This window comes from Fluviicola taffensis DSM 16823 (genome assembly GCF_000194605.1).
Taxonomy (GTDB): domain Bacteria; phylum Bacteroidota; class Bacteroidia; order Flavobacteriales_D; family Crocinitomicaceae; genus Fluviicola; species Fluviicola taffensis.
In genome coordinates this window covers 4,523,631-4,538,328 of the sequence record NC_015321.1, presented here as the reverse complement: position 1 = coordinate 4,538,328, position 14,698 = coordinate 4,523,631, and the positions used below count along the sequence as shown (strand labels likewise).

15 protein-coding genes are annotated in these 14,698 nt (G+C 35.7%); 8 read left to right on the top strand and 7 right to left on the bottom strand.

Annotated features, from left to right (window positions below; translation table 11 throughout):
- Positions 1 to 8: 8 nt before the first annotated feature.
- The gene (locus FLUTA_RS19970) at positions 9 to 794 is read left to right on the top strand and encodes an ABC transporter substrate-binding protein (protein ID WP_013688723.1); all 786 of its coding nucleotides are present in this window, start codon (positions 9 to 11) and stop codon (positions 792 to 794) included.
- Positions 795 to 846: 52 nt separating this feature from the next.
- On the top strand, positions 847 to 1,290 hold the full coding sequence (locus FLUTA_RS19965; protein ID WP_013688722.1) for a DUF2141 domain-containing protein: 444 nt from the start codon (positions 847 to 849) through the stop codon (positions 1,288 to 1,290).
- Here the strand turns inward: FLUTA_RS19965 and FLUTA_RS19960 are convergent.
- On the bottom strand, positions 1,287 to 2,663 hold the full coding sequence (locus tag FLUTA_RS19960; RefSeq protein WP_013688721.1) for a hypothetical protein: 1,377 nt from the start codon (positions 2,661 to 2,663) through the stop codon (positions 1,287 to 1,289). The two genes, FLUTA_RS19965 and FLUTA_RS19960, sit on opposite strands and share 4 nt — an antisense overlap.
- Before the next feature lie 41 nt (positions 2,664 to 2,704).
- On the opposite strand from FLUTA_RS19960, the gene FLUTA_RS19955 reads away from it, so the two are divergent.
- The 4 genes from FLUTA_RS19955 (at position 2,705) to rlmF (ending at position 5,569) form a co-directional block, all read left to right on the top strand.
- Positions 2,705 to 3,265: a 1-acyl-sn-glycerol-3-phosphate acyltransferase gene (locus FLUTA_RS19955; RefSeq protein WP_013688720.1), complete on the top strand. Its 561-nt coding sequence runs from the start codon at positions 2,705 to 2,707 to the stop codon at positions 3,263 to 3,265.
- Between the two features lie 155 nt (positions 3,266 to 3,420).
- The gene (locus FLUTA_RS19950) at positions 3,421 to 4,215 is read left to right on the top strand and encodes a HipA family kinase (RefSeq protein ID WP_013688719.1); all 795 of its coding nucleotides are present in this window, start codon (positions 3,421 to 3,423) and stop codon (positions 4,213 to 4,215) included.
- Positions 4,202 to 4,576, top strand: a complete 375-nt coding sequence (locus FLUTA_RS19945; RefSeq protein WP_013688718.1) for a DUF3037 domain-containing protein — start codon at positions 4,202 to 4,204, stop codon at positions 4,574 to 4,576. The genes FLUTA_RS19950 and FLUTA_RS19945 overlap by 14 nt, the downstream gene beginning before the upstream one ends.
- Positions 4,577 to 4,591: 15 nt before the next feature.
- A complete protein-coding gene (gene rlmF, locus FLUTA_RS19940) occupies positions 4,592 to 5,569 on the top strand; it encodes a 23S rRNA (adenine(1618)-N(6))-methyltransferase RlmF (protein WP_013688717.1) in 978 nt (325 codons plus the stop codon).
- Positions 5,570 to 5,615: 46 nt separating this feature from the next.
- Here rlmF and FLUTA_RS19935 read toward each other — a convergent pair whose 3' ends face one another.
- The gene (locus tag FLUTA_RS19935) at positions 5,616 to 5,810 is read right to left on the bottom strand and encodes a C1orf53 family protein (RefSeq protein WP_013688716.1); all 195 of its coding nucleotides are present in this window, start codon (positions 5,808 to 5,810) and stop codon (positions 5,616 to 5,618) included.
- A 20-nt stretch (positions 5,811 to 5,830) separates the two neighbouring features.
- Here FLUTA_RS19935 and FLUTA_RS19930 point away from each other — a divergent pair, with 20 nt between their 5' ends.
- The gene (locus tag FLUTA_RS19930) at positions 5,831 to 6,739 is read left to right on the top strand and encodes a 1-aminocyclopropane-1-carboxylate deaminase/D-cysteine desulfhydrase (RefSeq protein WP_013688715.1); all 909 of its coding nucleotides are present in this window, start codon (positions 5,831 to 5,833) and stop codon (positions 6,737 to 6,739) included.
- A gap of 75 nt (positions 6,740 to 6,814) precedes the next feature.
- Here the strand turns inward: FLUTA_RS19930 and FLUTA_RS19925 are convergent, their stop codons facing one another.
- The 5 genes from FLUTA_RS19925 to FLUTA_RS19905 all read right to left on the bottom strand — a co-directional run bounded on the left by FLUTA_RS19925 (position 6,815) and on the right by FLUTA_RS19905 (position 13,246).
- Positions 6,815 to 7,396: an NAD(P)H-dependent oxidoreductase gene (locus tag FLUTA_RS19925; RefSeq protein WP_013688714.1), complete on the bottom strand. Its 582-nt coding sequence runs from the start codon at positions 7,394 to 7,396 to the stop codon at positions 6,815 to 6,817.
- Positions 7,397 to 7,437: 41 nt separating this feature from the next.
- Positions 7,438 to 8,022, bottom strand: a complete 585-nt coding sequence (locus tag FLUTA_RS19920) for a Crp/Fnr family transcriptional regulator (protein WP_013688713.1) — start codon at positions 8,020 to 8,022, stop codon at positions 7,438 to 7,440.
- A gap of 32 nt (positions 8,023 to 8,054) precedes the next feature.
- Positions 8,055 to 9,557: a T9SS type A sorting domain-containing protein gene (locus FLUTA_RS19915; RefSeq protein WP_013688712.1), complete on the bottom strand. Its 1,503-nt coding sequence runs from the start codon at positions 9,555 to 9,557 to the stop codon at positions 8,055 to 8,057.
- 132 nt (positions 9,558 to 9,689) lie between these two features.
- Positions 9,690 to 11,768: an insulinase family protein gene (locus FLUTA_RS19910; RefSeq protein ID WP_013688711.1), complete on the bottom strand. Its 2,079-nt coding sequence runs from the start codon at positions 11,766 to 11,768 to the stop codon at positions 9,690 to 9,692.
- A gap of 11 nt (positions 11,769 to 11,779) precedes the next feature.
- The gene (locus tag FLUTA_RS19905) at positions 11,780 to 13,246 is read right to left on the bottom strand and encodes a M16 family metallopeptidase (protein WP_013688710.1); all 1,467 of its coding nucleotides are present in this window, start codon (positions 13,244 to 13,246) and stop codon (positions 11,780 to 11,782) included.
- Positions 13,247 to 13,436: 190 nt separating this feature from the next.
- Between FLUTA_RS19905 and FLUTA_RS19900 the strand changes: the two genes are divergently transcribed.
- Positions 13,437 to 14,519, top strand: coding sequence for a hypothetical protein (locus FLUTA_RS19900; protein ID WP_148235476.1), 1,083 nt, complete (start codon positions 13,437 to 13,439; stop codon positions 14,517 to 14,519).
- Positions 14,520 to 14,698: the final 179 nt, after the last annotated feature.

Sequence of the window (14,698 nt, the reverse complement as noted above, 5' to 3'; positions counted from 1 at the left end):
AAGTTTGAATGGATAAAATAAAATATACAGATCAAATGCAGCGAACGGTGGAGATTCATTCCACCGTTTCGCGTATTGTATCGTTGGTTCCATCTCAAACCGAGTTGTTGGTCGATTTAGGATTGAAAGACCGCTTAGTTGGGATTACCAAGTTTTGTGTTCATCCGAAAGAGTTACGGAAAGAAATTCAATTAATAGGTGGAACAAAAAATGCGAAAATTGAGTTGATTCAGTCTTTGAATCCGGATTTGATTATTGGAAATAAGGAAGAAAATAATCAATCGGATATTGAAGCTTTACAAAACTTATGTCCAACTTGGATGAGCGATATTTTCAATTTGGAAGATGCGTTGGAGATGATTCAGAAGCTAGGAGAGATTACTGGAACAACTGAAAAAGCTACTGAAATTGTATCAAGGATTCAAACGAATTTTTCTACAATCAACGAACCCGCAAAGAAAAGAGGAAGTGTACTTTATCTGATTTGGAAAAATCCGTATATCGCAGCGGCTGGAAATACGTTTATCGATGCAATGCTAGAACGTTTGGGGTTTAAAAACGCGGTTCAACAAGATCGTTATCCGCAAGTGAATCTGGAAAAATTGAATCCTGATTTTATTTTTCTGAGTTCAGAACCTTTTCCATTCAAAGAAAAACATATCGAAGAACTTCAAGTGCAGTTTCCTAATAGCCAGGTTATTTTGGTTGATGGTGAGTTCTTTTCTTGGTATGGTTCTCGATTAGTAGAAGCCCCCAACTATTTCAAGAAATTGTTAAATCTGATTTCAGTTTGAAAAAGTTTCAGTCAGAACAATTAAATTTATATCGCACATCTATTTTAGTACCATGAAAAGATTTTTTTTAAGCTTCATTCTAATTGCATTAGTGAGTTTAGTGTCTGTATCATTTAAAACACCAGCTTATCATACAATTACCGTTAAAGTAACCAATATTCGTAATAGTACTGGAAATATTCAGCTTCAAATTTTTCGAAGTGCAGAAAACTACAACAAAGGACTTGCTTGGAAAATAAAGACAGTTGATAAAAGTGAAATGAAAAACAATACAATTACTTGTACCTTCACTGGAATTGAATCGGGAGAGTATGGTATGGCTCTTTTAGACGACGAAAATAAGAATAAGGAAATGGACTATACCATGCTGATGCCTGACGAAGGGTTCGGATTCGCGGATTACTATCACACATCTTGGAGTAAACCAAAATATGATAGTTTTAAATTTTCTCTAAAAGAAGATAAAGCAGTGACGGTAAAAGTTCGTTACGTTTAATGAGCTGAAAGTCCACCGAAACTTTGATCAAAAAGACTTAAAGTCAATACCATTTTACTTATTTCATGAAGCGGATACTTGGTTTTCTTGAACTTGATTTGTCCGATAATCGCATAAAGAGTTCCTTTCTTAGGTTTGATTTCAATGTTTATGGATTCAGTACTTTTCAAGAAATCATTAAATGCTTTAACTGGCCCCATGTTTTCAATGAAGGCAGTAACAAAAGTACTTCCGTATATTTTGGTTGATTTTTCCAAATGCCCTTTGATGAAGAAAATGTCATTTCCAGAATAAGGAATAATCGCAGAAGGATCTACACCAATGAAATAAGTGTTTTCAGAAAGTTGTTTCAAGTGAAATACCGTATTTCCAAAGCTCAAGGTAAGATTTGATTTGCGTACAGATTTTGGAAAGCTCTTCCATAAATCTTCTACCTTACACTTGTTTTTAGTTTGAATAATCAGATTCATTACTGGAGTTGGTAAGAAGCCAATGATGCTTGGTAGACTATCTTTTGGATCTTCTAAATATGTTCCTTTGAAATCTACCGCATAAGCTTGAATATCTTTGAAATGAGGAATTCCAGCAGGTAAAAAATTCAATAAGGTATCGGGTAATTTTTCAGAAATGAATCGAGAATAAATGTATACTCCTTTTGGTTTTAGTCCAAATTTCAAGCTGTTCTCCAATTTTTTAGGATACACCAATTCTCCTTCCAAATTAATTTCTTCATCTTGATGTTGAATCGACAGGTTTAAACTTGAAAAACCAGTTGAAGTAGGGAGTTTTTTGAAATCTAAGGCAATGAATTCATTCTTTTCTGGAGCCGCTTTCTGCAATTCAATGATTGGCGCTTGAAATAATTGAGAGATGTATCCTTCTAGCTCTTTCTTACTGGATTTTTTTCCGCTCAATTGAGTAATAAATAGCGCGTTATGCCCTTCTGATTTTCCAATTTGATTGGATTTACAGTAATCCAATATATTTTCATTGAATGCAGAGCTGTTTTGAGTTTGTACAGCAATAACAAGTAAATTTTTACCGTCACGTTCTATTCCATAAACCACCGCATCTTCTTGTAAATCTAAGTGGAGGGATTTCTTTTTAGATTCCTCATTGGTATTATTTTCATAGATATCTCTGAGTTGTTGGATAAAAACATCGTCTTTTTCAGTGAAAAGTGTATTGTAAACTTCTCTTTTGATGTATGATTCAGCATCTAAACGAATAATCCATTTTACATCTATTGGAATAGGAATGTGAGGATTATTGGGACTTGTAGAAAGTATGTTTATACAAATAAAAATCAATAAACTAGAAGCAGTAAGTAGCACTACAAGGAAGGCTGAATAAAAGCGTTTTTTTATTTGCATATCATAAAGGTAATTTTTTATTGAAATTGTAACTTTGTTTCATGGGAAAATTCTTTTTCTGGCTTCTTAAGCTATTTGGTTGGAAGATAGACAATCACACTCCAGTGGGTGTTAATAAGGCAGTTGTAGTGATGGGGCCACATACTTCTAACTGGGACTTTATAATTGGAAAAATTGCTTTTTCGCACTACAACGTTAATGGGAAATTCTTAATTAAGAAAGATTTGTTTTTTTTTCCACTCGGATATCTTTTAAAGGCAATGGGTGGAGTTCCTGTAGATCGTAAGAAAACGACGAATAATATTACTGAACAGGCTGTGAAATATTTCAATGAGAACGAAAAATGTTTCATGGTTTTCACACCCGAAGGAACGAGAAGTTACCAACCAAAGTGGAAAAAAGGATTTTATTACATTGCTCAAAATGCGAATGTTCCTATTTACATTGGTTACATCGATTACAAACGAAAAATTGGAGGATTCCATTCTTTGTTTACGCCAACAGGAGATGTGGATGCGGATATCAAGTATATTAAGAGTATTTTGTCTCAGTATTCTGGGAAAGTACCTGAAAATGGAATTCGCAAAGAAGAGATAGCATAGCTATCGAAGACGAATTAATGACAAACGTCAGTGCGAAAATTGTGAGGATAAGTAGAATTAATGACAAACGTCAGTGCGAAAATTGTGAGGATAAGTAGAATCAATGACAAACGTCAGTGCGAAAATTGTGAGGATAAGCTTTAACAAAGCAAGATATGATGATGTTGGATTTTCTAAGAACAGTAAACGTAACACGGTATATTTCTCCGTTGAGAGAGGGAGGATCTCTTCCAGCTTTGGTGGATGCAGACGATGATTTCAAGTATGTATTGAAATTTCGTGGTGCTGGACATGGCGTAAAAGCATTGATTTCAGAGTTTTTAGGTGGAGAAATTGCTCGAATGCTTGGATTTAAAGTTCCCGAATTGGTTTTCATTCATTTAGATGAAGATTTTGGACGTTCAGAAGCTGATGAAGAAATTCAAGACTTATTGCGCGCAAGTCATGGCTTAAATCTAGGATTACATTTTCTTTCTGGAGCAATTACCTTCGATCCAGTTGTGACGAAAGTAGATGAAGAAACTGCTTCTAAAATTGTGTGGTTGGATGCCTTTATTACGAACATAGATCGAACTTTCCGAAATACCAATATGTTGATTTGGAAGAAGGAATTATGGCTAATTGATCACGGTGCTTCGTTCTATTTTCATCATACTTGGGACAATTGGGAGAAAACGGCAAGCAGCAATTTTGTATATGTCAAAGACCATGTACTTTTGCCTCAAGCCTCTAAGATGGACGAAGCAGATACATTTTGTCGCTCTAAATTGAGTGAAGAAAAAATCCATCAATTAGTGGATTCCATTCCTGATGTGTGGTTGAACTGGGAAGATTTGGATGCTACTCCAGATGAAATTAGAGAAGTGTACAAGCAATTTTTAACCATTCGCTTGAATCATTCTGCCAATTTTGTAAACGAAGCTAAAACTGCCCGAAATGTTCTTATATGAATATGCTGTAATTCGGTTGGTACCAATGGTAGAGCGCGAAGAATTCATCAATGTCGGGATTATCTTGTTTTCGAAGCGGGAAAAATTTATTCAGGCGAAAATCGAATTGGACGAAGAGCGTTTAGCTTGGTTTAAATGTGAATTGGATATCGATCAAGTAAAAGCAAATTTGAAAGCCTTTGAATTAATTGCTCTCGGATCTAAAGCTGGCGGACCAATTGCCTGTGAGGAATTACCAGAGCGTTTTCGTTGGCTAACAGCTGTGAGAAGTTCCATCATTCAAACGTCACGGCCACATCCAGGAAGAACACCTGATTTGGAGAAGGAAGTGGAGCGATTGTTCGCGGAATACGTTGGTTAATTGAACAATTCCAAAATGGACAAATCTAAATTTGATAAGTTGCAGGCTGAGAAGAGGAGCAGTGTGGAAAGATTGCACATTCGAAACAAAAACCGAGAACGTTATGATTTAACTGCTTTAATCCATTCTACTCCGGAGTTGAAAAGTTATGTAAAACCAAATAAATTTGGTGACGATTCCATTGATTTTTCAAGTCCAGCTGCGGTCAAACTTCTGAACAAGGCTTTACTGAATTATTATTATGGAATAAGGAATTGGGAATTTCCAGATGAGAACTTATGTCCGCCAATTCCTGGAAGAGCTGATTATATTCATCACATGGCCGATTTGTTAGCTGAAAACAATCCGAATGGTATTCCGCAGGGGAATCAAATCACCTGTTTGGATGTTGGCGTTGGAGCCACATGTATTTATCCCATTCTTGGAGTTACGGAATACGACTGGAGTTTTATTGGGTCTGACATTGATCCGAAATCGGTTGCTTCTTCACGGCATGTTGTGGAGGCCAATTCTTCTCTTCGAAATAAGATTACATGTCGTTTACAAACAAGACCGAAAGCTATTTTTAGTGGAATTATAGGAAACGAAGAAAAATTTGATCTGACAATCTGCAATCCACCTTTTCACTCGTCCTTGGATGATGCACAAAACGGAACACGAAGAAAAATCAAAAACCTTTCAGGGAAACAGTTAAAAATGCCAGAACTTAATTTTTCTGGAAATAGCAACGAACTGATTTGTGAAGGAGGAGAATTTCAGTTTCTCATGAACATGATTCAGGAAAGTAAAAAGTTCTCTAAAAACTGTTACTGGTTTTCGTCCTTGGTCTCAAAAGAATCCAATTTGAAAGGAATCTATCAGTCATTGGATAAGAATCAAGCTGTTCAAATCAAAACAATTCCAATGGGAACAGGAAATAAAAGAAGCCGTATCGTTTGTTGGACATTCCTTTCCAAAACGGAACAAAAAGAATGGCGCCAAACGAGGTGGTAGAATTCGACGCTATTTATTCCGGAGATAAAAAAATGATAATTTTCAATTATTCGGAATGTTTCTTAAAAGTGTCTGTTCGTTTATCGTATCCATACGGACAATGTCTGCAGCCACTTTTACAGCAATGTCCGCGCTTTAAATGATACTTCTCTGTAAAAACAATATAACCTTCTGGTGTATAATAAAAGTCATCTGGATCTAAACCATTATTTTTGGGGAGCGGACGAAAATCATCATTCATTCTACAAAATTAAACATTTCATGGAGCTATTCGAATCTTCAAAATCCATTTTACAAGAAATAAAGCTTGATTCGTCTAAGTTTAAGAATATTCGGTTACTTGTAAAACGCGACGATTTGATTCATCCGGAAGTTTCTGGGAACAAATGGCGTAAACTGAAATACAACATCGAATTGGTGCAATTTCAAAAGAAAGACGGGATTCTGACTTTTGGAGGAGCTTATTCGAATCACTTGTTGGCAACCGCTGCAGCTTGTCAATTAGCAGGAATGAAATCGATTGGAATTGTTCGCGGAGAGGAGTTGACAGCAACGAGCAACGATAATTTGAAACGCTGTTCAGAATTGGGAATGGAGCTGTTATTTGTTCCGAGAGAATCCTATGATGAACGTAACGAGAAAAGTTGTCAAGAAGGTTGGAAAGAAGCATATCCGTCTTTTTTGTTAATTCCTGAAGGTGGCTCGAATTATTACGGGTTGGTTGGTTGCCAGGAAATTTGGAAGGAATTGCCCGATCAGGTTGATCATTTATTTGTAGCCCAGGGAACAACGACGACCAGCTGCGGTTTGCTGGTTGGTTCAAATGAGAACACAACTTTACATGTCGTTCCTGTTTTGAAAGGATTTGATTCGACAGCCGAAATGCGCAAACAGCTTTTTCCTTTTCTGATAGATGAAGAAACGATAACCGAATATATAAATCGAGTAGAAGTGCACTCTGAATCCCATTTTGGAGGTTATGGAAAATGGAACCAAGAATTAATAGATTTTATCCAAGATCGTAAGGCTGAATTCGATTTGCCACTGGATAAAATCTATACTGGAAAAGCATTTTATGCCTTAATGAATTGGTTGGAACAGCAGGATTTCCAAACTCCTCAGACTGTTATTTTTCTTCATACGGGTGGATTACAGAATGGAAGTGTTTGATTTCATGCTATGTTCCCTCTGTTTCTATGTGGTTTCCATTTAACCACATAGCTCACATAGAAAACATAGTTTTTATTATTTCAGCCCTTTTCCCCAATTCTCAACTTTTTTTAGCCACTTTTCACGCATTCCTGTAGATGAGTTTTTGACAATCGCAATATAACTCACTTTCACAGGGCTAATTCCACAGAATTGCAAAGTAGATCTCTTCAATTGATTCACACTTGGTCTTCTAAAATAGAACCGATAGAACCAGCCGGGTTGATCCAAAGTTGTAATGATGTGTGCTGTTTTCCCTTTCAATAGTTTGTCCCAAAAAGAAGAGTTTTCGCGGTATTGAAAGGCAAACCCTGGAAGGAATAACCGATCAATAAATCCTTTGGTAATCGCGGGTAAACCACCCCACCAAACTGGATGAATCCAAACCAAATGATCTGCCCATTTGATTTTCTCCCACGCTTCGAGTAAATCGGGTTCTAGTTCGGTTCTTTTTTGATAACCAAATTGCAAATTTGGATTGAAATTTAATTCCGCAATGACAATTTCTTTGATTTCAGCACCAGCTATTTCTGCTCCTTTTTTGTATGCTTCTGCAAGTCCAAAGTTGAATGAATTTGCATTTGGATGACCATTGATGATTACTATTTTTTTGTTCATTTCAGTTGTTTAGAGCAAAGTTAAAGAGTCATTCATGTAATCTACAGGACATTTGTCTCAAAAACGAGTTGTTTCCGAATTCGGCTCAAGTGACGTTGTGTAATTCCTAAATAAGAGGCAAGGTACTGTAAGGGAATTTGTTGAATATACTGTGGCTGCTTTTTAAGCATGTTTTGATACCGCTCTTGCGCTGAATCTCGTTGCAATTGAAATACCCGAGTTTCAAGTTCTAAATAATTTTGTTCTGCAATTATTCTCAAAAACGTTACCCATTTTGGATTTTCTTTCACCAATAAGTCAATATCTTTTTGTTGGATAATCAATAGCTCTGCTGGTGAAAGTGCTTGCAGGTTTTCCACACTGGGATTTCCAGTAATGAAAGAAGAATAAGCAGCGATTAACTCATTCGGAAAACGAAAACAATAGGTGATTTCATCTCCAGATTGTGAGGCATAAAAAGATCTGAATATTCCTTTTTGAACGAAAGCAACTTCTGAACATTTTTGACCTTCTTGAATGAAATAATCACCTTTATTTAACTTTCGCTTCGAAAATAGGCTAATAGCATAATCAATTTCTCCAGAAGTAAAAATATCGAAACACTCAAAATATGATTTCAATTCCATGGATTAAAGGTAGTATTTACGGAATCTCAATCTTACTTTTTCACGATTTTTTGTACGAATAGATTTCCATCAGCTGTAGTTAGAACTAATTGATACACTCCGCCTGATAAATGTGTTGTATTGATTGTATTTGTTTCAAGTGAATGAGTAGATACATCGATATACTTTCCTGCAGCATCTACTAACTCTATTTTTTGGATGATTAAATCTGTTGTTTTAATAAAAAGGTAATCCTCACATGGAGTAGGGTAAGTGTTAAATGATTCACCAGCAATTTCTTGAATCGATAAACTTTGACTGATATCAATACTTGCTAAGGTGAAATTTGAAATTGAATTTTGCTTGGAAGAACCGCCAACAATGATTCGATCTTCATCTACTTTCATGGATTGAAGATAATCATGTCCAGTTGAAATATCTAAATCAAATGTTCCTACGCTGTTGAAATAAGAATCCAAATTCCCATTTTCAAGAAGTCTTGTAACGGTGTAACCATAATTGTACTCACTCATTTCTTTGTTTCCGCCAATCAGAATTCTCCCGTCTTCCTGAAACTCAAAATCAGTAAAAGGATAGGGATGATTCAATATTCCGTTCGTTCCAAATGAATTATCCGGGGTTCCATTTGGATGAATTTGAAGTAAAATATTGGTGGATGCGTAACCACCGATTAAAATTTTCCCATCAGCACTTTCTTTGACCATGGAAAATAATTCAGTTATTTCTGGGGTTGTGTTTGATAAATCTATAATGACTTTTCCATTTTGTCCGAAAGCAGGAATGAAATCCCCATTTGTATCTACTTTGCAGTAAGTAAGCTTTGAGTTATTTGATTCAGAGTTTTCATATCCAACACAAAGAATCGTATTGTCTTGTAGTAAAATAGCACTCCAAAGAATAAAGCTGTAATTCATGTCAGATAGGTGACTCGTGCCATTTGTTCCAAATTGATTATCAAGAACTCCGTTTGAATTCAGTTTACTAATTGCAGCACTTCCATAACTGTTTCCTGCTAATAGAATTGATCCATCAGTTAAGGTAATAATGGAAGCAATATGACTATCCGAGTGAATTAATTGAAAGATTCCGTTTGTTCCAAAACTTGCATCTAAAGTACCGTCAGTTGAATAACGTACCACAAATGATTTGTAATCACCAGGTCCATTTTGTGTTGGCCCAAGGTAAGTTGATCCTGAAACCAAAATTTTTCCATCCGCTTGGATTTTCAGATCTAATGGAAATTCGGAATAATCAATAATAGTGTTTGCGATTCCATTTGTTCCAAAGTTGGTAGCAATCGAACCATCACTGTTGTGTTTTGTTACTGTCAAATGATAAATCCCACTTCCTCCTGCTTCAATACTGTATCCAGAACTGAAAATGGAACCATCAGATCCGATCGCAAGGTCGTTAATTTCAGAAGTGTTTGGGGTAAATGTGATTCCAGCATTACCAAAATTGGGGTCTAGGGTTACATTTTGTGCAAAAACCGAGCATAAAGAGAAGCTCGTAATAAGTGTAAAAATTGATTTCATATTGTAATGTGATTTGTTTCTTCATTACAATTGAAAAATGAGATAGGTTGCCTGAAAATAAAAAAGGGTTTCAAGTAAATACGTGATGCATCACATACCTGCTTGAAACCCTTTGGATTAATTCAATAAATTTTATTCAAACATAGTCTTGTCAACTTCGCCATTAAACTCAATTGTTTGTACTGTTCCAGAAAGACTCATCTCTCCAGCAGTTTGAGTTAGTTTATGAGCGAATAAAAATCCGTTTACATCTTTGTAATCATCATAAACGATTGTAGATTCTACTGTTTCTTCGCCTTGTTTAGAAATTGAAATTGTTTTGTATTTCAAGTTTGTAGCAACATCGAAGTAATCAAATGATTGGCTTTCACCATTATTAGTTGTCAAGACATAGTAATCTTTTCCGTTAATAGTTTCAATTCCTTTGATTTCGTAAGTCATACCAGAAGTTTTATAATTTACTTCAGGGAAAAGACCTTCTCCTTTTTTCTTAGAGGCTAATTCTTCAGCAGTTAGAGGTTTTTTACCCGTTTGCATATTCATCGAAGAACCTTTCGTTCCATCGTAATAAGAGCTTTGGAAAACCATTCCTTGCGCTTCAATTTTCATTGCTTCCTTATTTGGAGCAACGAATACGTCAGTCATGCTAATTACAACTGGAATTTGAGGAGAAGAAAGCTCAATTTTCTTAACGATTGATTTCACTTTCTTCATTTTTTTAGTCAATTCTTTTGAAGATTTAGTTGCTGTAACGGTATTGATATATCTCTCAATTAATTGATCAGCTGTAATATCTGCTTTTTTCATTTCCTTCACAGGATTTCCGAAAGCATCTAATTTTTCAATCACTCCGTCACTGTCAAAAGCTTTCAATTTTGGAAGAATTTCCTCATTACCAACAACTACGATATTGAATCCGCCTTTGAAATATTTTTGAGCAACTGTTAATACATCGTCTTTGCTAACTGATTCCAATTTCTTCAAATAAGTTTGGTAATAATCAGCAGCTAAGTTTTCACGAATGATATTCAGTGCGAAACGAGCAATTGTTTGAGGGCTTTCCAATGAACGAGCGAAACCACCTGCCATTGCAGATTTTGCTAAGTTCAATTCATCATCTGTCACGTAACTATCACTTATTTTAGTAATCTCATTCAGAATTTCAGTAATTGCAGAATCGGTCACTTCATTTCTAAAGCTTCCTGAAGTTCCAAACCAACTTCCATCTCTTGTTACTTCAAAAGAAGTATAAGCCCCATAAGTATATGCTTTATCTTCACGTAAGTTCTGCATGATACGAGCTCCAAAAGATCCACCTCCTAGAATACTGTTCATCACATTTAAGGCAATTTGGTCATCTGCTCCAGGTTTCATTTCAATTGGGAAAGTAATTGAAATAACTGATTGAACTGCTCCAGGTTTAGGAACAAAAATCACACGGTTTCCTTTTGCTTTCAATCCGTTTCCAAAGTCTTCTTTGTAAACAGGACTTCCTTTCCAAGCACCAAAGTACTTTTCAGCCAATTTTAGTGCGTTTTCTTTGGTGATATCTCCAACAATTACCAAGTAAGATCCGTTTGGAGTGAATACTTTCTTGTAGCTATTTTTTACATCATCTAATGTAATTGCAGCCAAAGAAGCTTCATCCATTACTTCACCTAGCGGGTGATTTGGGAAATCAATCTTTGTTTCCGCATTCGAAGCCATTGTACTTGGATCTGATTTAGCAGATAGTAATCCAGATTCATTTTGTTTTTTAATGCGTTCAAATTCGCTTTCTGGAAATGCAGGATTCATTGCCACATCTTGCATGATATCTAAACCTGTTTCCAAGTGTTTTGTCAAACAAGAAAAATAAATCGAATGTCCATTTGCATTTAATGAAGCTCCCATATTATCCACTTCTTTGTCTAGTACGTCTTTCGAACGCTTTGTAGTACCAGAAGTCAATAACTCTCCCATCAGATTGTTTGTTCCAGCTTTAGAACCTTCAATCATAGGAGAAGCTCCCATTGTTAAAGAGAAAGAAACACGTGGTAATTTATGATTTTCTGAAAGAATGACTGTAATTCCGTTATTCAATTTGAAAACCTCCGAATTCTTAATATTAATTGTTGGTGCCGCAGCTGCAGCGGGTCTTACAGAACGATCGATTTGTCCGTAAACTCCTGTAATTGCTGTAAGAGCAACAAGTGTAAGTAACTTTTTCATGATCTATTCTATTAGTTTGCCTTTGGTAAATAATATAAAATGATTCGGTTGTCTTGAGTCAAATATTTCTTAGCAACACGTTGAATATCTTCGCGTGTAATGCTCATGTAGATTTCCATTTGTTTGTTGATCAATTCAGTACTTCCGAAATACATTTTGTTTTGAGCTAAGTTTTCAGCAATTCCTGCAACAGTAGAATTGGAGCTAACTATTTGATTTTCAAATTGATTTCGCACTGCTTGAAATTCTTCTTCAGAGATTAAATTATCCTGAATTGATTTAATCTCTTCATCCAATGATTTCTCTAAGTCTTCTACTTTCGTTCCGTTTGAAGAGATAGCAGCAACGATTCCCAGTCCTGGATCTTCCATGTTGAATGCAAAAGAGAAAGCAGCAACAGCTTGTTGTTTTTTCTCAACGATGCTTTTGTTCATACGGGAAGAATTACTTCCAGATAAAACCGCATTTAAAAATTCGATTGCAGCAAAATCTTTATCTGTTTCTTTCGGGAATTTGTATCCCATAAATACTGCAGGAAGTTGAATATTGTCGTATACTGTTTCTCTTTGAACTCCCGAAATTGCTTCAAATGCAGGATTTGGTCTTGGAATATCACAAGACATTGCACTGTATTTCTTCAACAATTCTTTTGCTTTAGCATCTTTCGGGTTATTGAAATTTTTAGCATCAAAAGCAGTCTTTTCAACAGCATATTTTGTTTTGAAATCTGCATCTGAAAGATTTTCGAAATCACGGAATAAGTTAATTGCTTGTCCTTTTGGAACAGAAGCAAAATACTTGTCAATCCATTTTTTTGTTTGCTCGATATTGATATCACCAGCAATGGATAAAACAGCGTTAGAAGGAACATAGAATGTGTGGTAGAAATTCACATAATCAATTTCTTGAGCAGCATTCAAGTCTTCCATACTTCCAATTGGAACCCAACGGTAAGGATGATTTTTGTATGCCAACTTAAATAGATTTTCCATAAAAGTAGCGTATGGCTGATTGTCGACACGTTGTCTTTTTTCTTCTTTTACAACCTCACGTTGCGTATCAACACCTGTTTGATCTACTCGCGCATGTAATAAACGCTCACTTTCTAACCATAAACCCAATTCCAATTGGTTGGAAGGAAGGATTTCGTAGTAATACGTTCTATCCTGACTTGTGTTTGCATTCAATGCTCCACCATTTTTCTCAACTAACTCGGAGTATTCCCCACGTTTGATGTTGGTAGAACCTTCAAATAGCAAATGCTCAAAAAAGTGTGCAAACCCAGTTCTAGATGGGGTTTCGTTTTTTGAACCTACGTGATACATAACAGAAACGGCTACAATAGGTGTAGCGTGCTCCTCATGTAAAATAACATGCATTCCATTTGCTAAATCATATTCGATATATTTCACTTTCTCTTGTGAGAAGCTATAAATCGAAGAAGAAAGCAACAATGCTGTAAAAAGACTTTTTTTCATGTTGAATTTTTCGACTTGTTTTCACGAAAATAACAACAAAATTCGCAAAATGAGGAAATAGATGAATTTCGGATGTAAAACTGGACGAACGGCATTTATTCCTTTTAGGTTTAAATGTTTGAACACTTTGAACTTTTTTGAACTTTTCAACTATGTGGAAAGTAGCACGGTTTTTGTTATCTTCGGGACTATGAAATCAGTGACTTTTTGCTTTTTGCTTTTTACAACGGGTCTTTTCGCGCAGAAACAGACTGTATTTGCCTACATGGATTACAACAACTTTTTTCATTCGTTCAAGGATGGATATTTCAATCAAGTTGATCACCAAGCCGTAAGTGGTTTAGTAATGGGAGACGAAGTTCTTGCATACTATAATAATCAACGAGATTTTAAAATATATGATGGAACTTTTGCTCGAGTTATGACCAATCAACCAGCAGCTTTCAAAGTTTCTGATCATATGGCAGCATGGAATATTGGTCAATTGTTATTTTATTATGAAAATGGAAAGCCCCACAATATGACTTCTTTTGGAGGGAATTACTGGGTAACAGATTCGATAATTGCATTCCAAGATACTAGATACAATTCGTTGAATGTCGTTTATCAAGGCAAAATCACCACTCTTGTTCAAAGCACGATGGATCTTCCAGAGCCAGTTGTTCAAGGAGATAACTTGATTGTGTTTAAGGACAATGGAGATGTATATAAGGTTTTTTACCGTGGTCAAATTTACGATTTAGGGACCTACAACGGGACAGATTTTGAGTTTTTCCCAGGGACAGATATCTTGGCATTTAATGATCCTCAAACTAGAACATTTGCAGTATTTCAAGATGGAGAATTTGTTGATGTAGAAGAGTTTAGATCTCCGAAAGTGAAAGCTGGAAGAGGCTTTGTTGCTTATGAAGATTTGCAAGGAAACCTAAAGTATTACGGAAAAGGTAAATATGAAACTTTGAGTTCTTATCCTCAATTTTGGGATGCTAAAGATGATTTAGTAGCTTGGGGAGATGCGAATTCAACGTATCAATATTATAAAGGAGAGAAGAAAAATTTAGCCAATTTTGTAGTGAAAGACTGGCGCATGAAAAACGATGTTTTTGCTTTCAGAACATTAATGGGAGGAGTTGCTGCATCTGTTGCAGGCGTCTACAAAGAAATAACCACAATTAATAACACGGATTATTATATCAATGGTCATGGTGTGATGGTAACTCTTCCAAATAGATCGGTGATGGTTCTGTGGAATGGTCAAATTTACCGAGACTAAATGAATTCAGAATTTAAAAAGGAATATGAATCTGTTGAGTTAATTGTTTCGAAGATGTGTGGACTTAGAAGAAGTCAACCTTCGGAATTTTAACGTATTCTCTTTTCAATTTTGCATTTTTAATTTTGAATTAGTCGTATCTTTGTGCCTGCGCTGAAGCTTCGGCATAAGCGTTGTTT

Bases quoted from the DNA above. Each gene is read 5' to 3' on its own strand.
- FLUTA_RS19930 (WP_013688715.1), top strand. From the start codon at position 5,831: ATGGAGCTATTCGAATCTTCAAAATCCATTTTACAAGAAATAAAGCTT.
- FLUTA_RS19910 (WP_013688711.1), bottom strand. From the start codon at position 11,768: ATGAAAAAGTTACTTACACTTGTTGCTCTTACAGCAATTACAGGAGTT.
- FLUTA_RS19920 (WP_013688713.1), bottom strand. From the start codon at position 8,022: ATGGAATTGAAATCATATTTTGAGTGTTTCGATATTTTTACTTCTGGA.
- FLUTA_RS19970 (WP_013688723.1), top strand. From the start codon at position 9: ATGGATAAAATAAAATATACAGATCAAATGCAGCGAACGGTGGAGATT.
- FLUTA_RS19905 (WP_013688710.1), bottom strand. From the start codon at position 13,246: ATGAAAAAAAGTCTTTTTACAGCATTGTTGCTTTCTTCTTCGATTTAT.
- FLUTA_RS19900 (WP_148235476.1), top strand. From the start codon at position 13,437: ATGAAATCAGTGACTTTTTGCTTTTTGCTTTTTACAACGGGTCTTTTC.
- FLUTA_RS19915 (WP_013688712.1), bottom strand. From the start codon at position 9,557: ATGAAATCAATTTTTACACTTATTACGAGCTTCTCTTTATGCTCGGTT.
- rlmF (WP_013688717.1), top strand. From the start codon at position 4,592: ATGGACAAATCTAAATTTGATAAGTTGCAGGCTGAGAAGAGGAGCAGT.
- FLUTA_RS19935 (WP_013688716.1), bottom strand. From the start codon at position 5,810: ATGAATGATGATTTTCGTCCGCTCCCCAAAAATAATGGTTTAGATCCA.
- FLUTA_RS19950 (WP_013688719.1), top strand. From the start codon at position 3,421: ATGATGATGTTGGATTTTCTAAGAACAGTAAACGTAACACGGTATATT.
- FLUTA_RS19955 (WP_013688720.1), top strand. From the start codon at position 2,705: ATGGGAAAATTCTTTTTCTGGCTTCTTAAGCTATTTGGTTGGAAGATA.
- FLUTA_RS19960 (WP_013688721.1), bottom strand. From the start codon at position 2,663: ATGCAAATAAAAAAACGCTTTTATTCAGCCTTCCTTGTAGTGCTACTT.
- FLUTA_RS19945 (WP_013688718.1), top strand. From the start codon at position 4,202: ATGTTCTTATATGAATATGCTGTAATTCGGTTGGTACCAATGGTAGAG.
- FLUTA_RS19925 (WP_013688714.1), bottom strand. From the start codon at position 7,396: ATGAACAAAAAAATAGTAATCATCAATGGTCATCCAAATGCAAATTCA.
- FLUTA_RS19965 (WP_013688722.1), top strand. From the start codon at position 847: ATGAAAAGATTTTTTTTAAGCTTCATTCTAATTGCATTAGTGAGTTTA.